The organism is Streptomyces sp. P13-3-3 (assembly GCF_050571355.1).
Classification (GTDB): Bacteria; Actinomycetota; Actinomycetes; order Streptomycetales; family Streptomycetaceae; genus Streptomyces; species Streptomyces althioticus.
The window spans coordinates 2,682,749-2,698,865 of sequence record NZ_CP192228.1; the positions used below are offsets into that span (position 1 = coordinate 2,682,749).

At 74.6% G+C, this 16,117-nt stretch carries 14 protein-coding genes; 8 read left to right on the top strand and 6 right to left on the bottom strand.

Going from position 1 to position 16,117, the window contains the following annotated elements; genetic code table 11:
- The first annotated feature begins 51 nt into the window (after positions 1-51).
- Both ACQZOG_RS12195 and ACQZOG_RS12200 read left to right on the top strand, forming a co-directional pair.
- Complete coding sequence (locus ACQZOG_RS12195) at positions 52-1,215, top strand: exonuclease SbcCD subunit D (protein WP_261674699.1); 1,164 nt, start codon at positions 52-54, stop codon at positions 1,213-1,215.
- Positions 1,212-4,202 carry an AAA family ATPase gene (locus tag ACQZOG_RS12200; protein ID WP_033276938.1) on the top strand — a complete coding sequence of 997 codons (2,991 nt, stop codon included), beginning with the start codon at positions 1,212-1,214 and terminating at the stop codon, positions 4,200-4,202. Before ACQZOG_RS12195 ends, ACQZOG_RS12200 begins: the two co-directional genes overlap by 4 nt.
- Positions 4,203-4,214: 12 nt before the next feature.
- On the opposite strand, the gene ACQZOG_RS12205 is transcribed toward ACQZOG_RS12200, so the two are convergent.
- Positions 4,215-4,661, bottom strand: a complete 447-nt coding sequence (locus ACQZOG_RS12205) for an Lrp/AsnC family transcriptional regulator (protein ID WP_006135268.1) — start codon at positions 4,659-4,661, stop codon at positions 4,215-4,217.
- A 94-nt stretch (positions 4,662-4,755) separates the two neighbouring features.
- Between ACQZOG_RS12205 and ACQZOG_RS12210 the strand changes: the two genes are divergently transcribed.
- From ACQZOG_RS12210 to ACQZOG_RS12220, 3 genes are read left to right on the top strand one after another with little or no spacing between them, the layout of a single operon-like run.
- Positions 4,756-5,232, top strand: coding sequence for a rhodanese-like domain-containing protein (locus ACQZOG_RS12210; RefSeq protein WP_033276939.1), 477 nt, complete (start codon positions 4,756-4,758; stop codon positions 5,230-5,232).
- 45 nt (positions 5,233-5,277) lie between these two features.
- Complete coding sequence (locus ACQZOG_RS12215; protein ID WP_430741494.1) at positions 5,278-5,790, top strand: immunity 21 family protein; 513 nt, start codon at positions 5,278-5,280, stop codon at positions 5,788-5,790.
- 55 nt (positions 5,791-5,845) lie between these two features.
- Positions 5,846-6,691 carry an SDR family oxidoreductase gene (locus ACQZOG_RS12220; protein WP_191879643.1) on the top strand — a complete coding sequence of 282 codons (846 nt, stop codon included), beginning with the start codon at positions 5,846-5,848 and terminating at the stop codon, positions 6,689-6,691.
- A gap of 15 nt (positions 6,692-6,706) precedes the next feature.
- Here the strand turns inward: ACQZOG_RS12220 and ACQZOG_RS12225 are convergent, their stop codons facing one another.
- The gene (locus tag ACQZOG_RS12225) at positions 6,707-8,395 is read right to left on the bottom strand and encodes a DUF885 domain-containing protein (RefSeq protein WP_033276941.1); all 1,689 of its coding nucleotides are present in this window, start codon (positions 8,393-8,395) and stop codon (positions 6,707-6,709) included.
- A 32-nt stretch (positions 8,396-8,427) separates the two neighbouring features.
- Positions 8,428-8,919 carry an Lrp/AsnC family transcriptional regulator gene (locus ACQZOG_RS12230; protein ID WP_033276942.1) on the bottom strand — a complete coding sequence of 164 codons (492 nt, stop codon included), beginning with the start codon at positions 8,917-8,919 and terminating at the stop codon, positions 8,428-8,430.
- 60 nt (positions 8,920-8,979) lie between these two features.
- Here ACQZOG_RS12230 and ACQZOG_RS12235 point away from each other — a divergent pair, with 60 nt between their 5' ends.
- Positions 8,980-10,167, top strand: coding sequence for a trans-sulfuration enzyme family protein (locus ACQZOG_RS12235; protein ID WP_401454067.1), 1,188 nt, complete (start codon positions 8,980-8,982; stop codon positions 10,165-10,167).
- A gap of 80 nt (positions 10,168-10,247) precedes the next feature.
- On the opposite strand, the gene ACQZOG_RS12240 is transcribed toward ACQZOG_RS12235, so the two are convergent.
- From ACQZOG_RS12240 to ACQZOG_RS12250, 3 genes are all read right to left on the bottom strand, one after another.
- A complete protein-coding gene (locus ACQZOG_RS12240; RefSeq protein ID WP_193456319.1) occupies positions 10,248-11,507 on the bottom strand; it encodes a GNAT family N-acetyltransferase in 1,260 nt (419 codons plus the stop codon).
- A 97-nt stretch (positions 11,508-11,604) separates the two neighbouring features.
- Positions 11,605-13,170 carry an alkaline phosphatase D family protein gene (locus ACQZOG_RS12245; RefSeq protein ID WP_401454070.1) on the bottom strand — a complete coding sequence of 522 codons (1,566 nt, stop codon included), beginning with the start codon at positions 13,168-13,170 and terminating at the stop codon, positions 11,605-11,607.
- Positions 13,171-13,307: 137 nt separating this feature from the next.
- Positions 13,308-14,138 (bottom strand): alpha/beta fold hydrolase, encoded by an 831-nt coding sequence (locus ACQZOG_RS12250; RefSeq protein ID WP_193467307.1) that lies wholly within the window; start codon positions 14,136-14,138, stop codon positions 13,308-13,310.
- Positions 14,139-14,285: 147 nt separating this feature from the next.
- Between ACQZOG_RS12250 and ACQZOG_RS12255 the strand changes: the two genes are divergently transcribed.
- Together ACQZOG_RS12255 and ACQZOG_RS12260 are read left to right on the top strand one after the other, a co-directional pair.
- Positions 14,286-15,173: an RNA polymerase sigma-70 factor gene (locus ACQZOG_RS12255; RefSeq protein ID WP_193467306.1), complete on the top strand. Its 888-nt coding sequence runs from the start codon at positions 14,286-14,288 to the stop codon at positions 15,171-15,173.
- A 179-nt stretch (positions 15,174-15,352) separates the two neighbouring features.
- Positions 15,353-16,114, top strand: coding sequence for a GntR family transcriptional regulator (locus ACQZOG_RS12260; protein ID WP_033276946.1), 762 nt, complete (start codon positions 15,353-15,355; stop codon positions 16,112-16,114).
- Positions 16,115-16,117: the final 3 nt, after the last annotated feature.

Consider the following 16,117-nt stretch of genomic DNA (forward strand, 5'->3'; position numbering starts at 1 on the left):
ACGGGAGCAACCGCCCGCGCTGTCGGAGGCGCCCGATACGCTGCCGGGACCATGAGATTCCTGCACACGTCCGACTGGCACCTCGGCCGGTCCTTCCACCGGGTCGGCATGCTCGGCGCCCAGGCCGAGTTCATCGGCCACCTCGTCTCCACCGTGCGCGAGCGCGAGGTGGACGCGGTGGTGGTGTCGGGGGACGTGTACGACAGGGCGGTGCCGCCGCTCTCCGCGGTCGAGCTGTTCGACGACGCGCTGCACCGGCTCGCCGACCTCGGCGTGCCCACGGTGATGATCTCCGGGAACCACGACTCGGCCCGCCGCCTCGGCGTCGGCGCGGGCCTCATGGGCCGCGCCGGCATCCACCTGCGCACCGAACCCTCCGCGTGCGGCACCCCCGTCCTGCTGCCCGACGCGCACGGCGACGTCGCCTTCTACGGCCTGCCCTACCTGGAGCCCGCCCTCGTGCGGGACGAGTTCGGGGTGGAGCGGGCCGGGCACGAGACGGTGCTCGCCGCCGCCATGGACCGGGTGCGCGCCGACCTCGCCGCCCGCCCGGCCGGCACCCGCTCCGTCGTCCTCGCCCACGCCTTCGTCACCGGCGGCGAACCGAGCGACAGCGAACGGGACATCGCGGTCGGCGGTGTCGCGTCCGTGCCCGCCGCCGTGTTCGACGGCGTCGACTACGCGGCGCTCGGCCACCTGCACGGCTGCCAGACCCTCACCGACCGCGTCCGCTACTCCGGCTCCCCGCTGCCGTACTCCTTCTCCGAGGCCGGGCACCGCAAGTCCATGTGGCTGGTCGACCTGGCCGCAGACGGGAGCGTCACCGCCGAGCGCGTCGACTGCCCCGTGCCCCGCCCCCTCGCCCGCATCCGCGGCACCCTCGAGGAGCTGCTCGCCGACCCCGCGCTCGCGCCGCACGAGGAGGCGTGGGTCGAGGCGACCCTCACCGACCCGGTCCGCCCCGCCGACCCCATGGCCCGGCTCGCCAAGCGCTTCCCGCACGCCCTCGCCCTCGTCTTCGACCCGGACCGGCCGCCGGACGACCCCGACGTGTCCTACGCCCGCCGCCTCGCCGGCCGCGACGACCAGCAGATCGCCGAGGACTTCGTCGCCCATGTGCGCGGCGCAGGACCCGACGCGCACGAGCGCACCGTGCTGCGGGACGCCTTCGACGCCGTCCGCGCCGACGAGGCCGTGCGGGAGGTGGCCCGATGAGGCTGCACCGCCTGGACATCACCGCCTTCGGGCCGTTCGGCACCACCCAGAGCGTGGACTTCGACGCCCTGTCCGCCGCCGGTCTCTTCCTGTTGCACGGCCCCACCGGAGCCGGCAAGACCTCCGTCCTGGACGCCGTCTGCTACGCCCTCTACGGCTCCGTCCCCGGCGCCCGCCAGGGCGGCCAGGGCATCACCCTGCGCAGCGACCACGCCGCGCCCGCCACCCGCACCTCCGTCACCCTTGAACTCACCGTCGCCGGACGCCGCCTGGAGATCACCCGGCAGCCCCCGTGGGAGCGCCCCAAGAAGCGCGGCAGCGGCACCACCACCGACAAGGCGCAGACCTGGCTGCGGGAGCGCGACGCCGCCACCGGGGCCTGGAAGGACCTCAGCCGCTCCCACCAGGAGATCGGCGAGGAGATCACCCAGCTGCTCGGCATGAGCCGCGAGCAGTTCTGCCAGGTGGTACTGCTCCCGCAGGGTGACTTCGCGCGGTTCCTGCGCGCCGACGCCGAGGCCCGCGGCAAGCTGCTGGGCCGCCTCTTCGACACCCACCGCTTCGCCGAGGTGGAGAAGCGCCTCGCCGACCGCCGCCGCGCCACCGAGGCCCGTGTGCGTGAGGGCGACGCCGAGCTGCTCGCCGACGCCCACCGCATGCAGCAGGCCGCGGACGGCGCCATGGAGCTGCCCGAGCTGTCGCCGGGGGAGCCCGGCCTCGCCGACGCCGTGCTGACCGCGGCCGCCGTGGCCCGCAGCACCGCCCGCGAACAGCTCACCGCCGCCCACTGCCGCCTCACCACCGCGGAGTCCGTCCGCGCCGAGGCGGGCCGTGCCCTGGACGAGGCGCGCGAACGGCACCGGCTGCAGAGGCGGTTCACCGAGGCGCGGGAGCGTGCCGAACGGCTGCGGGAGCGGTCCGGCGACCACGACGAGGACCAGGCCCGCATGGACCGGGCCCGCAAGGCCGGGACCGTCGCCCCCGCACTGGAGCTGCGGGACTCCGCCGACGCCGAGCACCGCCGCGCTGCCGCCGCCGAGCAGCGCGCCCGCGCCCTCCTCCCCGCCTCCCTCGCGGACGCCGGACCCGAGGGGCTCGCCGCGGCGGCCCGCCGCGCCGCCGAGGAACTGGGCGGCCTGGAGTCGGCCCGCCGCGCGGAACGCCGCCTCACCGAGCTCCTCGACGAGCGTGCCGGACTCGACCGCCAGGAGCGCGCCGACGAGGAGGTCCGCGAGGACGCCGAGGCGTGGCTCGCCGACTGGGAGACCACCCGCACCGCCCTCCAGGAGCGCATCGCGCACGCCCAGCAGGCCGCGACCCGCGCCGGGGAACTCGCGGCGCGGCGCGACACCGCCCGCGCCCGCCTGGAGGCCGCCCGCACCCGCGACCGGCTCACCCGGGACGCGGAGGCCGCCGCCGAGCAGGCAGGCGCCGCCCGCGAAGAGGCCCTAGCCGCCCGGCAGCACTGGCTCGACCTCAAGGAACAGCGGCTGGGCGGCATCGCCGCCGAACTCGCCGCCGGCCTCACCGACGGCGCCCCCTGCGCGGTCTGCGGGGCCACCGAACACCCCGCCCCCGCCCGCAGGGTCGCGGGACACGTCGACCGCGGGACCGAGGAGCGCGCCCTCGCCGACGTCCAGCACGCCGAGGACCGGCGCGCCGAGGCGGACCGCCGGCTCGCCGCCGTACGGGAGGAGCTGGCCGCCGCCGGCGCGGGCGCCGGGGACGCCCCGGCCGAGCAGCTGGCCCGTGAACTCGACGAGGCGGAGCGGGAGTACGCCCGCGCACGCGAGGCGGCCTCCGCGCTGCACGCCGCCCAGGAGGAACTGCGCGCCGCCGAACGCGAACACGAGCTGCGCACCGCCGCCCAGCGCGACGCGGCCGTCCGCGCCGCCGCCCGCGTCGGCCACCGCGAACGACTGGAACTCGAACGGGCCTCACTGGAGCAGGAGTTGGCACACGCGCGGGGAGACGCCCCCAGCGTCGCCGAGCGCGCCCGGCAACTCGAACGCGAGGCGGCGCTGCTCACCGACGCCGCCGACGCCGCCCGCACCGCCGAGGAGGCCGCCCGGCGGCTCAAGGACGCCGACGCACGCCTCGCCGACGCCGCCTTCCGCGCCGGATTCGCCACCCCGAGGGCCGCCGCCGAGGCCCTCCTCGACGACGACGCCCACCGGCGGCTGCAGCGCCGGCTGGACGCCTGGCAGGACGAGGAGGCCGCCGTACGCGCCGTCCTCGCCGAACCGGAGACCGCGGCCGCCGCACAGCAGCCCGCCACCGACCTCGCCGCCGCCCAGCAGGCCGCCGAGGCCGCCGACCGCGCCGTCCGCGAGGCCGCCTCCGCGCGGGACGCCGCCGCCCGCCGCTGCGCCGAGCTCGACCGGCTCTCCGCCCGCGCCGCCGCCTCCGTGCGCCGGCTCGGACCGCTGCGCCAGGAATACGACCGGGTGGCGCGCATGGCCGCCCTCACCGCCGGCACCTCGGCGGAGAACGAACGCCGGATGCGCCTGGAGTCGTACGTGCTCGCCGCGCGCCTGGAGCAGGTCGCCGCCGCCGCGACCGTCCGGCTGCGCCGCATGTCGTCCGGCCGCTACACCCTCGTCCACTCCGACGACCGCGCGGGCCGCGGCCGCAGCGGCCTCGGGCTGCACGTCGTGGACGCCTGGACCGGCCGGGAGCGCGACACCGCCACCCTCTCCGGCGGCGAGACCTTCTTCGCGTCCCTCGCCCTCGCGCTCGGCCTCGCCGACGTGGTGACCGACGAGGCGGGCGGGGTGCGGCTGGACACGCTCTTCATCGACGAGGGCTTCGGCAGCCTCGACGACCAGACCCTCGACGAGGTGCTCGACGTCCTCGACTCGCTGCGCGAACGCGACCGCAGCGTCGGCATCGTCAGTCACGTCCCGGACCTGCGCCGCCGCATACACGCCCAGCTGGAGGTCCAGAAGGACCGCACCGGCTCCCGGCTGCGGCAGCGCGGGACCTGACGGGGCGCCGGGTCACCGCCCCACGGGACGGCGCGGCAGCGGCGAGGAGTACACCACGCTGGTGGTCACCGAGCCGAGCGCGCCGATCCGTCCCGACACCTCCTCCAGGTGCCGCATCGACCGCGCGGCCACCTTCAGGACGAAGCAGTCGTCGCCCGTGACGTGGTGCGCCTCCAGGATCTCCGGCGTGGCCGCGACCAGGTCGTGGAACGGCTTGTAGTTGCCGGTCGGGTAGCGCAGCCGGACGAACGCCAGCACCGGCAGCCCGATCCGCTCCGGGTCCACCACCGCCGCGTAGCCCTGGATGATCCCGGCCTCCTCCAGCCGCCGCACCCGCTCGGTGACCGCGCTCGCGGACATCGACACGGCGCGGGCGAGGTCGGCGTAACTGGCGCGTCCGTCCCGCTGGAGGACGTCGAGGATGCGCCAGTCGGTGGCGTCCGGGGAATACTCGGTCATCGCCGAGAAGTAGCAGGGGAATCCCCGGCGGAGCAAGACCCGCGCCGGGATTCGTCCCTTCAGGACGGCCGTCCGCGCCCGTAGTTTTCCTGCCATGACGACGACCACCGTGAACCCCGTCCTGCGGGTCGCCCCCGCCTCCCCTTCCGTGGCCGCCGCGCATTTCCGCGCGAGCCTCGCCCTGTACACCGACGTCTCCGACGTGGCCGCCGCGCTCGCCTCCGGCGACGGTCCCGGCTTCGTCCTGGTGGACTCCCGGTCGGCGCAGGCCTGGGAGCAGGGCCATGTGCCCGGCGCCCTGCACCTGCCCACCGCGCACATCGCCGAGCGTGCCGCGGACCTCCTCGACCCGGCCGTCCCGGTCGTGACGTACTGCTGGGGACCCGGCTGCGACGGGGCCGCCCGCGCCGCGCTCGCCCTCGCCCAACTCGGGTACCGCGTCAAGGAGATGCTCGGCGGCTTCGAGTACTGGGTCCGCGAGGGCTTCGCGTACGGGACACCGCGGGGCCGTGAGCGCCGGGCCGCCGACCCGCTGACCACCGTCGTGGAGTCCGAGGCGTGCGGATGCTGAACCCGCCGCTCCGGTAAGGGAGTAGAGCCGGTAGGTTTCTCCGCCATGGAGCGATACGCGGAGCCGGGCACGGTCGAGTGGGTGGAGTCGGGCGGCGGGCCGCTCGTCGCGGTGCCGGAGACGGTGCTGCCGTTCTGGACGGGAGCCGACGGCGAGGAGTTCGCCTCGGACTACGACCGGGCGTGCGAGGTCGACGGACTCGTCGGGCTCCTCCCGGTCGGTGACGCCGCCGCCCTCGTCCTGGCCGACGAACCCGCCGCGACCGCCTACCTCCCCGGGCACTCCCTGCTCGTCCGCTGGGTCGCCGGAGAGGCCGAGGAGGAGCTGCTGGCGAGCGTCCCCGCCGCGCTCGCCACCGCGCAGTGGCAGCAGGAGACGCAGTGGAAGGTGCCCGGCCCGGTCGTCCTGTTCGACGCGGCCTGGCCCGGCACCCACGCCGCCGGCACCGACCACGCGCGCCTCGCGCTCGGCCCGGGCCGCTACGCCGTGCGCGCCGCGCAGGTCAGCCCCGGCCCGGAGACCTGGCTGGTCCTGGTGCAGCTCCGGCCGCTGAACTGACCCGGGGGCCGTTATTCGCGTGATCCCGTAGCCGGCCCGGCCCATCATGGGGATCATGCCGAAGCTTCCCCCGCCCCCGCCCGAGGAACTCCGCCGCGACCCCCTGCCCCTGCGGGGCCGCACCGCCCTGGTCACCGGGGCCAGCCGGCGCGGCGGCATCGGCCACGCCGTGGCCCGCCGGCTCGCCGCGTACGGCGCGAGCGTCTACCTGCACCACCATGTGCCGCACGACGCCGCCATGCCCTGGGGCGCCGACCGGATCGAGGACGTCACCGCCTCCGTGCGCGAGGCACTCGGCGACCCGGACGCACGGGTGCTCGCGGGCCCCGGAGACCTGAGCGACCCGGCGGAACCGGCCGCCCTGCACGCCCGCGCCGTCGAGGCACTCGGCGGACGCCTCGACGTCCTCGTCGCCAACCACGCCCTCAGCGGCTCCGACGGCGACCTCGACACGATCGACGCGGCCATGCTCGACGCCCACTGGGCCGTCGACGCCCGCTCCGTGCTGCTGCTCGTCCAGGCCCACGCCCGGCACCGCGCCGCGCTCCCGCCGGACACGCCGGGCGGACGCGTGCTGATGATGACCTCCGGGCAGGACATCGCCGGCGGCATGCCCGGCGAGATCGCCTACGCCCTCCAGAAGGGCGCCCTGGCCTCGATCACCCGCTCCCTGGCGACCACGCTGGCCGACCACGCGGTCACCGTGAACACCGTCAACCCCGGCCCTGTCGACACCGACTACCTGACCGGCGAGGTCTACGACGCGATCGCCGCGCGCTTCCCCGCCGGACGCTGGGGCATGCCCGACGACCCGGCCCGCCTCCTCGCGTGGCTGGCCACCGACGAGGCGGGCTGGATCACCGGTCAGGTCATCGACTCCGAGGGCGGGTTCCGGCGCTGAACCGCTGAACCGGCTCTACAGCGCCGCCAGTTCGTCCACCAGGTCGTCCAGGCCCAGCGAGCCCTGGGACAGCGCGGCCATGTGCCACGCCTTGAGGTCGAAGGCGTCGCCGTGCCGCTCGCGGGCCTTCTCCCGGCCCAGCAGCCAGGCCCGCTCGCCCAGCTTGTAGCCGATGGCCTGGCCCGGGATGGTCAGGTACCGGGTCAGCTCGCTCTCCACGAAGTCCGCCGGGCGGCTGCTGTGCGCGCCGAAGAACTCCTGCGCCAGCTCCGGCGTCCACCGCTCGCCCGGGTGGAACGGCGAGTCCGCGGGGATCTCCAGCTCCAGGTGCATGCCGATGTCGACGATCACCCGGGTCGCCCGCATCATCTGCGCGTCCAGGTAACCGAGCCGCTGCTCGGCGTCCGTGAGGAAGCCCAGCTCGTCCATCAGCCGCTCCGCGTACAGCGCCCAGCCCTCGCAGTTGGCGCTCACCATGCCGACGGTGGCCTGATAGCGGGAGAGGCTCTCCGCCACGTGCACCCACTGCGCCAGCTGGAGGTGATGCCCGGGGACGCCCTCGTGGTACCAGGTCGACACCAGGTCGTACACCGGGAAACGGGTCAGGCCCATCGTGGGCAGCCAGGTGCAGCCCGGCCGGGAGAAGTCCTCCGACGGCTGCGTGTAGTACGGCGCCGCCGCGCTGCCCGCCGGGGCGATCCGCGACTCCACCTTCCGCACCCGCTCGGCCAGGTCGAAGTGGGTGCCGTCCAGGGCGTCGATCGCCTGGTCCATCAGACCCTGCAGCCAGTCGCGGACCTCGTCCACGCCCTCGATGTGCCGGCCGTGCTCGTCGAGGTGGGCCAGCGCCACCCACGGGGTCTCCGCCCCCGGAAGGATCTTCTCGGCCTCCTTCCTCATCTCGCCCAGCAGCCGGAAGTACTCGGACCAGCCGTACGCGTACGCCTCGTCCAGGTCCAGGTCGGTGCCGTTGTAGTAGCGCGACCAGCGGGCGTAGCGCTCCCGGCCCACGGTGTTCGGCGCACCCTCGACCGCCGGGGCGTACACGTCCCGCAGCCAGTCCCGCAGCTCCGCGACCGCCGCGGTCGCCGCGCCGGCGGCCTCGTCCAGCTCGGCGCGCAGCGCGTCCGGGCCGGCGGCGGCGAAGTCCTCGAACCAGCCGCGGCCCTCACCGGTGTCCGCCCACTCGCCGAGCTGCCCGACGAACGTCTCCGTGGGGCGCGGCGCCGCGTACAGCTCGCGCTCCAGGCCCAGCGCCAGCGACTCCCGGTACCCGGCCAGCGCGGCCGGGACCGCGCGCAGCCGCTCCACGATCGCCCGCCAGTCCTCCTCGGTCTCCGCCGGGGTCACCGTGAAGACCTCGCGCACCGAGTGCGCGACCGTGCCCAGGTTGCCGACCGCGCGCAGGTGCTCGTCGGCCTCGTGCACGGCGAGTTCCGCGGTCAGCCGCTCCCGCAGCAGCCGGGCGCAGCGCCGCTCGGCGTCGCTGTCCGCGCCGGGCAGCCGCTCGGCCTCGTCGAGCCGCGCGAGGGTCGTCCTGAGCAGCTCGGCGACCCTTTCCTGACCGGCGGGCGAGAGATCGGGCAGCCGGGAGGAGCTCTCCTTGACGCCGAGGTACGTCCCGGTGATCGGATCGAGGGCGATGAGCTCGTCGACGTAGGCGTCGGCGACCTGACGGGGAAGCGCGCTGTTGGTTGGTGACATGCGGACCATCCTGGTACGACGTCCGCCGCACGTCACCCGGATTGAGCCGAGGGCGAAGGCGGCAGCACGGGACCGCAGTCCCACCGCTGGAAGATCAGCCGGGTCTCCACCCGTGCCACCTCCCGCTGCGAGGTGAACTCGTCGAGCACCAGCCGCTGCAGATCCGACATGTCGGCGACCGCGACATGCACCAGGTAGTCGTCCGGGCCGGTCAGGTGGAACACGGTCAGCGACTCGGGCAGCGCCCGGATCCGCTCCACGAACGGTCCCACCAACTCCCGCCGGTGCGGCCGCACCTGGACCGACAGCAGCGCCTGGAGACCCCGGCCGAGCTTCGCCGGGTCGAGTTCCAGCCGGTGCCCGAGGATCACGCCGGAGCGGCGCAGCCGGGTCACCCGGTCCAGGCAGGTCGACGGCGCGACCCCGACCTGCGCGGCGAGGTCCCGGTATGTCATCCGGGCGTCGTTCTGCAGCAACCGCAGCAGATGGAGATCCACCGGATCCAGTACGACAGATTCGGCCACCGGCCGAACGTAGCACGGGTTCCCACCGCACAGAACCGTTCGGTGTTCACCCTGAGCGCCATGGACAACGGCATGGACACGCGACTCACCACCAGAGCACTCGCCACCGAGGCCGTGCACGCCGGCCGGGACGACCTCGCCGGACTCGGACTGCACGCCCCGCCGATCGACCTGTCCACCACCTACCCCTCCTACGACAGCCGGGCCGAGGCCGCCCGCATCGACGCCTTCGCCACCGCCGGCGCCGAGCCCGACGGCCCGCCGGTCTACGGACGGCTCGGCAACCCCACCGTCGCCCGTTTCGAGACCGCCCTCGCCCGTCTGGAGGGCACCGAGGCGGCCGTCGCGTTCGCCAGCGGCATGGCCGCGCTCAGCGCCGTCCTGCTGGTGCGCGCCTCCATGGGCCTGCGGCACGTCGTCGCCGTACGCCCGCTGTACGGGTGCAGCGACCACCTGCTGACCGCCGGGCTGCTCGGCTCCGAGGTCACCTGGACCGACCCGGCCGGCGTCGCCGACGCGCTCCGCCCGGACACCGGGCTGGTACTGGTGGAGTCGCCCGCCAACCCGACGCTCGCCGAGATCGACCTGCGGGCCGTCGCCCACGCCTGCGGCTCCGTGCCGCTGCTCGTCGACAACACCTTCGCCACGCCGGTGCTCCAGCGTCCGGTCGAGCAGGGGGCGCGGCTGGTGCTGCACAGCGCCACCAAGTACCTCGGCGGGCACGGCGACGTGCTGGCGGGCGTGGTCGCCTGCGACGAGGAGTTCGCCGGGCGGCTGCGGCAGGTGCGGTTCGCCACCGGCGGGGTGCTGCACCCGCTGGCCGGCTACCTGTTGCTGCGGGGCCTGTCCACTCTCCCGGTCCGGGTACGGGCCGCGTCGGCGAACGCCGCCGAACTCGCGGCCCGGCTCGCCGCGGATCCGCGTGTGTCCCGGGTGCACTACCCGAGCATCGGCGGCGCGATGGTCGCCTTCGAGGTCCACGGCGACCCGCACGAGGTGATCGCGGGCGTCCGGCTGATCACCCCGGCGGTGAGCCTCGGCAGTGTGGACTCGCTCATCCAGCACCCGGCGTCCATCAGCCACCGCATCGTCGACGCCGACGACCGCAGGGACGCGGGCGTCTCCGACCGCCTGCTGCGCCTCTCGGTCGGCCTGGAGGACGTCGAGGACCTGTGGTCCGACCTCGACCAGGCCCTGGGCACGCCGTCCACGCGCCCGGCCCGGTCGGAGGCCATGGCCCAGGGCTGACGGACCCGCCCATGAACGGGGGGACGGCCCGGCACACCTCGGTGTGCCGGGCCGTTTTCCGTAGCCGTGCCGCGGGTCGGTCAGTGACGGAAGACCCGCTGATCCGGCGTCGGCGTGCCGGCGGCCGAGGCGGCGTCCAGGCGGGCGGTGATGACGAGGGTGCCCTCCTCGATCTGGTAGTCGAGGGGGAGGCCCAGGCCGCGCATCGCGGCGACCATGCCCGTGTTGGACGCCTGCGTCACGGCGTACACGTGGGCGCAGCCCGCCTCGACCGCCATGCCCACCAGCCGGGACAGCAACTCCGCGCCGATGCCCCGCCGCTGCCAGGCGTCCTCGACGATCAGCGCCACCTCGGTCTCGTCGCCGTCCCACAGCAGGTGGCCGAGGGCGACGATGTCGCCGGACGCGGTCTGCGCGGCGAGCGTGCGGCCGAAGCGCGGGCTGAGCAGGTGGTTCAGGTAGCGGCTCGCGTCACCGACCGGCCCGTGGTAGCGGCGTCGCAGGGTCTCGGCGGAGCACCGCTCGTGCATGTCCCGCGCGGCGTCCAGGTCGGCGGTGTCCGCGCGGCGCACGGAGACATGACCGCCCTCGGACAGGGTCAGCACGTCGCGGCCGCCCGGCATCCGCGGACCGAGCCGGGCGTCCAGCTCGACGAGCGCCCGCGCGCGGGCGAACTCCGTGGGGGTGAACGGCAGATACGGCCGCTCGACCGTGAGGACACCGCCCTCCGGGTCGCGCAGCCGGATCACGGTGTCCTCCAGGATGCCCTCCGGAGGCACGGCCGAGGGCCCGGCGCCGAACGCCGTGGCGGGCTGGGAGCGGATCGTGCAGCGACCCAGCAGCTGGCGCAACGCCAGCGGGAGTTCGGCAGCGTCCGTCGCGGTGCGGGCGGCCAGCGCCAGCATCCGGGTCGGGCCGTCCACCAGGTCGTGGGCGTCGGCCCGCTCGGCCCAGGTGTCCGTGCCGCCGCCCGCCGCGACCGCCGCGGTGAGGTCCGTGCCGGCCGGGACGCGCAGCAGGAACTCGTCGACGGTGTGCGCGCCCAGCGGGTGCGTCTGCAGGCTCAGGATGTCGACCCGCCGCTCGGCCAGCGCCGTGCACAGGGCGGCCAGCGCGCCCGGCTCGTCCCGCACCGTCGTCCGCATCCGCCACAGCACGCTCTCGACCGCCGCCGGTTCGGGCGACGGCGGAGCGCCGCCGGTATCGTGCGCCGGCGGCGCGTGGCCGTGGCGGCGTGTCCGCCATGCGTGCAGCGCCTCGCCGCAGCGGGCGGCACGGGCGAGCGGGTTCCAGCGGCGGGGCGTGCGCCCTCCGTCACGGTCGTTCGTCACGTCAAACATGTCTCGACTCATACAGTCACTGTGAAGGAATCGTGTTTCGTGATCACGAACGTACTGTGACTGACGAGTAAAGCCCGCTTCTGTCCGAAATGCAGTGTTACTGACCAACGAGGCCCGGCCGAAGTGTCTTCCTGAACAGCACCGCGCCGTCCATCTCCCGCAGCCGCACGGTGAGTTCACCACTGCTGCCGTCGATGGCCACCTCGCCGAAGAACTGGTACCCGCCGAGGGGGGAGACGTTCGCGGTGGCGGGCGCCTTCACGAACACCCGCTCCGGACCGAACGTCCCGTCCAGCTCCGTGGCCGGGAACGCGCCCGCGTTGAGCGGCCCGGAGACGAACTCCCAGAACGGCTCGAAATCGCCGAACGCGGCCCGCTCGGGGTGGTAGTGCTGCGCGGAGGTGTGGTGCACGTCGGTCGTCAGCCACACCGTCCCGGTGATCCTCCGGTGCTTGACGAACCGCAACAGCTCCGCGATCTGCAGCTCCCGCCCCAGCGGCGCCCCGGGGTCGCCCTGCGCCACCGCCTCGACGTGCGGACGCCCTTCGGTGGTGTCGGGCACGACCAGCCCTACCGGCATGTCGGCCGCGATCACCTTCCACACCGCCCGCGACCGCGCCAGCTCCCGCTTCAGCCACTCCAGTTGCTCCCGGCCGAGGATGCCCTGCGGGTCGACGGTCTGGTCACCGGGCGAGTTGGCGTTCCGGTACGTCCGCATGTCCAGCACGAACACGTCGAGCAGCGGGCCCTGCCGCACCACCCGGTGGATACGCCCCTCCCGGGTGCCGGGCCGCAGCGTCGACACGGGGAAGTACTCGCCGAACGCCCGCCGGGCGCGGGCCGCCAGCACGTCGACGCTCTTCTCGGTGTACCGGGTGTCGGTGTGGGCGATCTGCTGCCCCGGGTACCAGTTGTTGCGCACCTCGTGGTCGTCCCACTGGACGATCGACGGCACCCGGGCGTTGAACCGGCGCAGATGCTCGTCCAGCAGGTTGTAGCGGAAGTTGCCGCGGAACTCCGCGAGGGTCTCCGCGACCTTGGACTTCTCCTCGGTGGTGATGTTCCGCCAGAGACCGCCGTCCGGCAGTTCGGCGGTCGCGGCGATCGGCCCGTCGGCGTAGACGGTGTCCCCGCTGAACAGGAAGAAGTCCGGGTCGAGCCGGGCCATGGCGTCGAAGATGCGGTAGCCGCCGAACGCCGGGTTGATGCCCCAGCCCTGCCCGGCCAGGTCGCCCGACCACACGAACCGCACCCCGTCCCGCCGCCGGTCCGGCACCGTACGGAAGGTTCCGGCGACGGGTGCGCTCGTACGGCGCGGATCGTCGGGGTCGGCGAGCAGCACCCGGTAGTGGATCTGCTCGCCGGGCGGCAGTCCGCGAAGCCGTGTGGTGCCGGTGAAGTCGGTGCCGGGACCGAGCAACGGCCCCGGGACCCTGCGGGCGTTGCGGAACGACTCCGTCGCGGAGGTCTCGACGATCATCCGCGCCGGCCGGTCCGAGCGCACCCACACCAGCGCGGAGTCACGGCTGACGTCGCCGGCCTGCACGCCCCACTCGGCGGAGGGCCGCCCCGACCGGGTGAACGCGGGCAGGGCCAGCCCCGCCGGGAGAGCAAGGGACCCCTTCAACAGGGAGCGACGGCCGGGCAGCGGACGGATCACCATGAGTACGCCTCCGTGGGGTGGGGTCGGGTGCACACCCACACCTACGCCGACCATGGAAACGCCGGATGAACAACACGCTGAGAGGGGCGCGGGGAACCGCGCGACAAGCCCTCACCGGCCCGCAGTGCACGTACGGCCTAACGACTCCCGTCCAGCAGAACCCGCGCCACCAACGCCGGATCATCGTTCATCGGCACATGCCCACACCCCGGCAGCCGCACCAGCCGCGCCCGCGGAATGATCTGCTTCGCCCGCACCCCCTGCCGGGGGATCAGCAACCGGTCCCGCGTCCCCCACGCGACCGTCACCGGAACACCCCGCACGTCCTCCGTGAACTGCACGGACCCGCCCGCGCGCAACGTCCGCGCGAAGCCCGTCGCCTCGGCCAGCGCGCGGGTCTCGGCGACCACCGCCTCCGGTGCCCGCCGTCCGGGACGGGCGTAGATCGTGCTGGTCAGCGCGGTCCGCCCGACCGCCGACCGGGCCAGCCCCTCCACCATCCGCTCCGGCATCCGCCCCGCGATCCCCCGCATGGCGGACAGCACGGTGAACGCGTACCGCCGCTCGGCCGGCGTCCAGAAGCCGGCGGGGGACAGCGCCGTCACCGACCGGACCAGCCGCGCCCGGCCCATCTCCAGGGCGAGCAGCCCGCCCAGGGAGTTGCCCGCGACGTGCGGGCGGTCCAGCTCCAGCGCCTCGCACAGTCCGCCGAGCGCGGTGGTCATGGTGGGCAGGTCGTGGTCGAGGCCGTCGGGCAGGGCGGGGGAGGCGCCGAAGCCGGGCAGGTCCACGGCGATCACCTCGCGCTCGGTGGCCAGGATGTCCACGACCGGGTCCCAGGCCTGCCGGTGGTGCCCGATGCCGTGCAGCAGAAGCAGCGGTTCACCGCGCCCCACGCGCGCGTAGGACAGGGTGACGGACTGCGGGCCCCGCGGAGAGGGGACCTGATAGGTGACGGTCGCGGACATGAGGTGCTCCTCGTTCGGACTCGCGGATGGCGGACGGGGGCCTGCGGAGGCCTTGCCCCAACGTCGTAGACAGCTTGTCAGCAATTGCTACCGGCGGGTAGCCCGTCACGCCTGGACACCGCGGGGCACGTCCGCTGGGATGGCCGGGTGACCGCCGACACCGCGACCACCCTCTTCGAGGCACACCGCCCCGCCCTCATGGGCGTCGCCTACCGCATGCTGGGCCGTGCGGCCGACGCCGAGGACGTCGTCCAGGACGCCTGGCTGCGCTGGTCCGGCGCCGACCGGGCCGAGGTCCGCGACCCACGCGGCTTCCTCGTGCGGATCACCACCCGCCTCGCCGTCGACCGGCTGCGGCAGATCAAGGCGCGCGGCGAGACCTACGTCGGCCCCTGGCTGCCCGAGCCCTACGTCACCGACTTCGGCGGCACCGTGACGGACTCCGCGGAGCGCGCCGTGCTCGCCGACTCCGTGTCCCTCGCGGTACTCGTCGTCCTGGAGACGCTTTCCCCGCTGGAACGCGCGGTGTTCGTGCTGAGGGAGGCGTTCGGCCACCCGTACGCCGACATCGCGGCCATGCTCGACCGCGGCGAGGCGGCCGTACGCCAGCTCGGTACCCGCGCCCGCCGCCATGTCGACGAACGGCGCCCCCGCTACGACGTCGACCCCGCCCGCCGCCGCGACCTCACCGAACGCTTCCTGGACGCGGCGGCCGGGGGAGACCTGGCGGGCCTGATGGAGCTGCTCGCCCCGGACGTCCGGCTCGTCGGCGACAGCGGCGGCAAGGCACGCGCCCCGCTGCGGGTCCTGGAGGGCGCCGACCACGTGGCCCGCTTCTTCGCCGGGGTGGCCGCCAAGGGGGTGCCGGACGTGTCCGTGCGCATGGTCGAGCTCAACGGCGGTCCCGCCGTGCTCGTGCTGTCCGGCGGGAAGCCCGACGCGGTCGTGCAGATCGACGCCGACGGCGACCGGATCCGCACGGTCTACGTGGTCCGCAACCCCGACAAGCTGGCCGCCCTCACCGCGCTCCCGTAGGCCCCTCGCGCCCCTCCCGCACGAGCCCCCGGCGCACCGCGCGCCGGGGGCGATCCGGCGCGCCGCCGATTGGTATTGACCAAGTCCTGCGGCCCCCCTATCGTCGCGTAGAAGTGAAACAACCTTTAATAAACAAGGGCGCTAAAACGCCGCCGGACACGGCGATCGTGGAGGACAGGGTGGGGACCACGCAGCTGGAATCGGTGCCGGAACCGAAGTACTGGCATCTGAAGACCGTGCTCACCGAGGCGCTGGACTCGGAGTTCTCCGTGGGCGAGATCCTGCCCAACGAGCGCGACCTCGCCGCCCGCTTCGGCGTCGCGCGCGCCACGCTCCGGCAGGCCCTGGAGCAGCTCGAACTGGAAGGCCGGCTCCAGCGCCGCCGCGGGGTGGGCACCACCGTCGCCCCGCCGCGCATGGGCGTCTCCGTCGGCAGCGAGCAGCACGCCTGGCCGGGCGGCCCGGACGACGCGTGGCACGCCGTGGACTGCCGGCTCGAGGTGCCGCCCGCCGCGCTCGCCGAGTCCCTGGTGACCGGCAGCGACGAGGCCGTGCACGTCGTGCGCCGCTCCCGCGTCTCGCGCGGCCAGCCCGTCGCGTCCGAGCTGCTGTACATCCCGGCCGCCTCGGTGCCCGACCTGTCCGGCATCGACGCCCCGTCCGGTGCGGCGCGCGCCCGCGCGGTGCTGCGGGAACTGCAGCGCCTGGAGCTGGAGCGTCAGGAGAACGCGGTGGAGCTCGGCTCGGCCGGCGCGGACGAGGCGAGGGAACTGGACCGCCTGCCCGGCGCCCCCGTCCTCGTCGTCACCACCCGCTACATCGCCCGCGGCCGCACCGCCGCCCTCTCGGCGGCCACCTACCGCGCGGACACCTGCCGCCTGACCTTCGGCGACTCCGGCGGCGTCGAGATACATCACGGCCCGGAGCGCCAGGCCTCCTGAGCC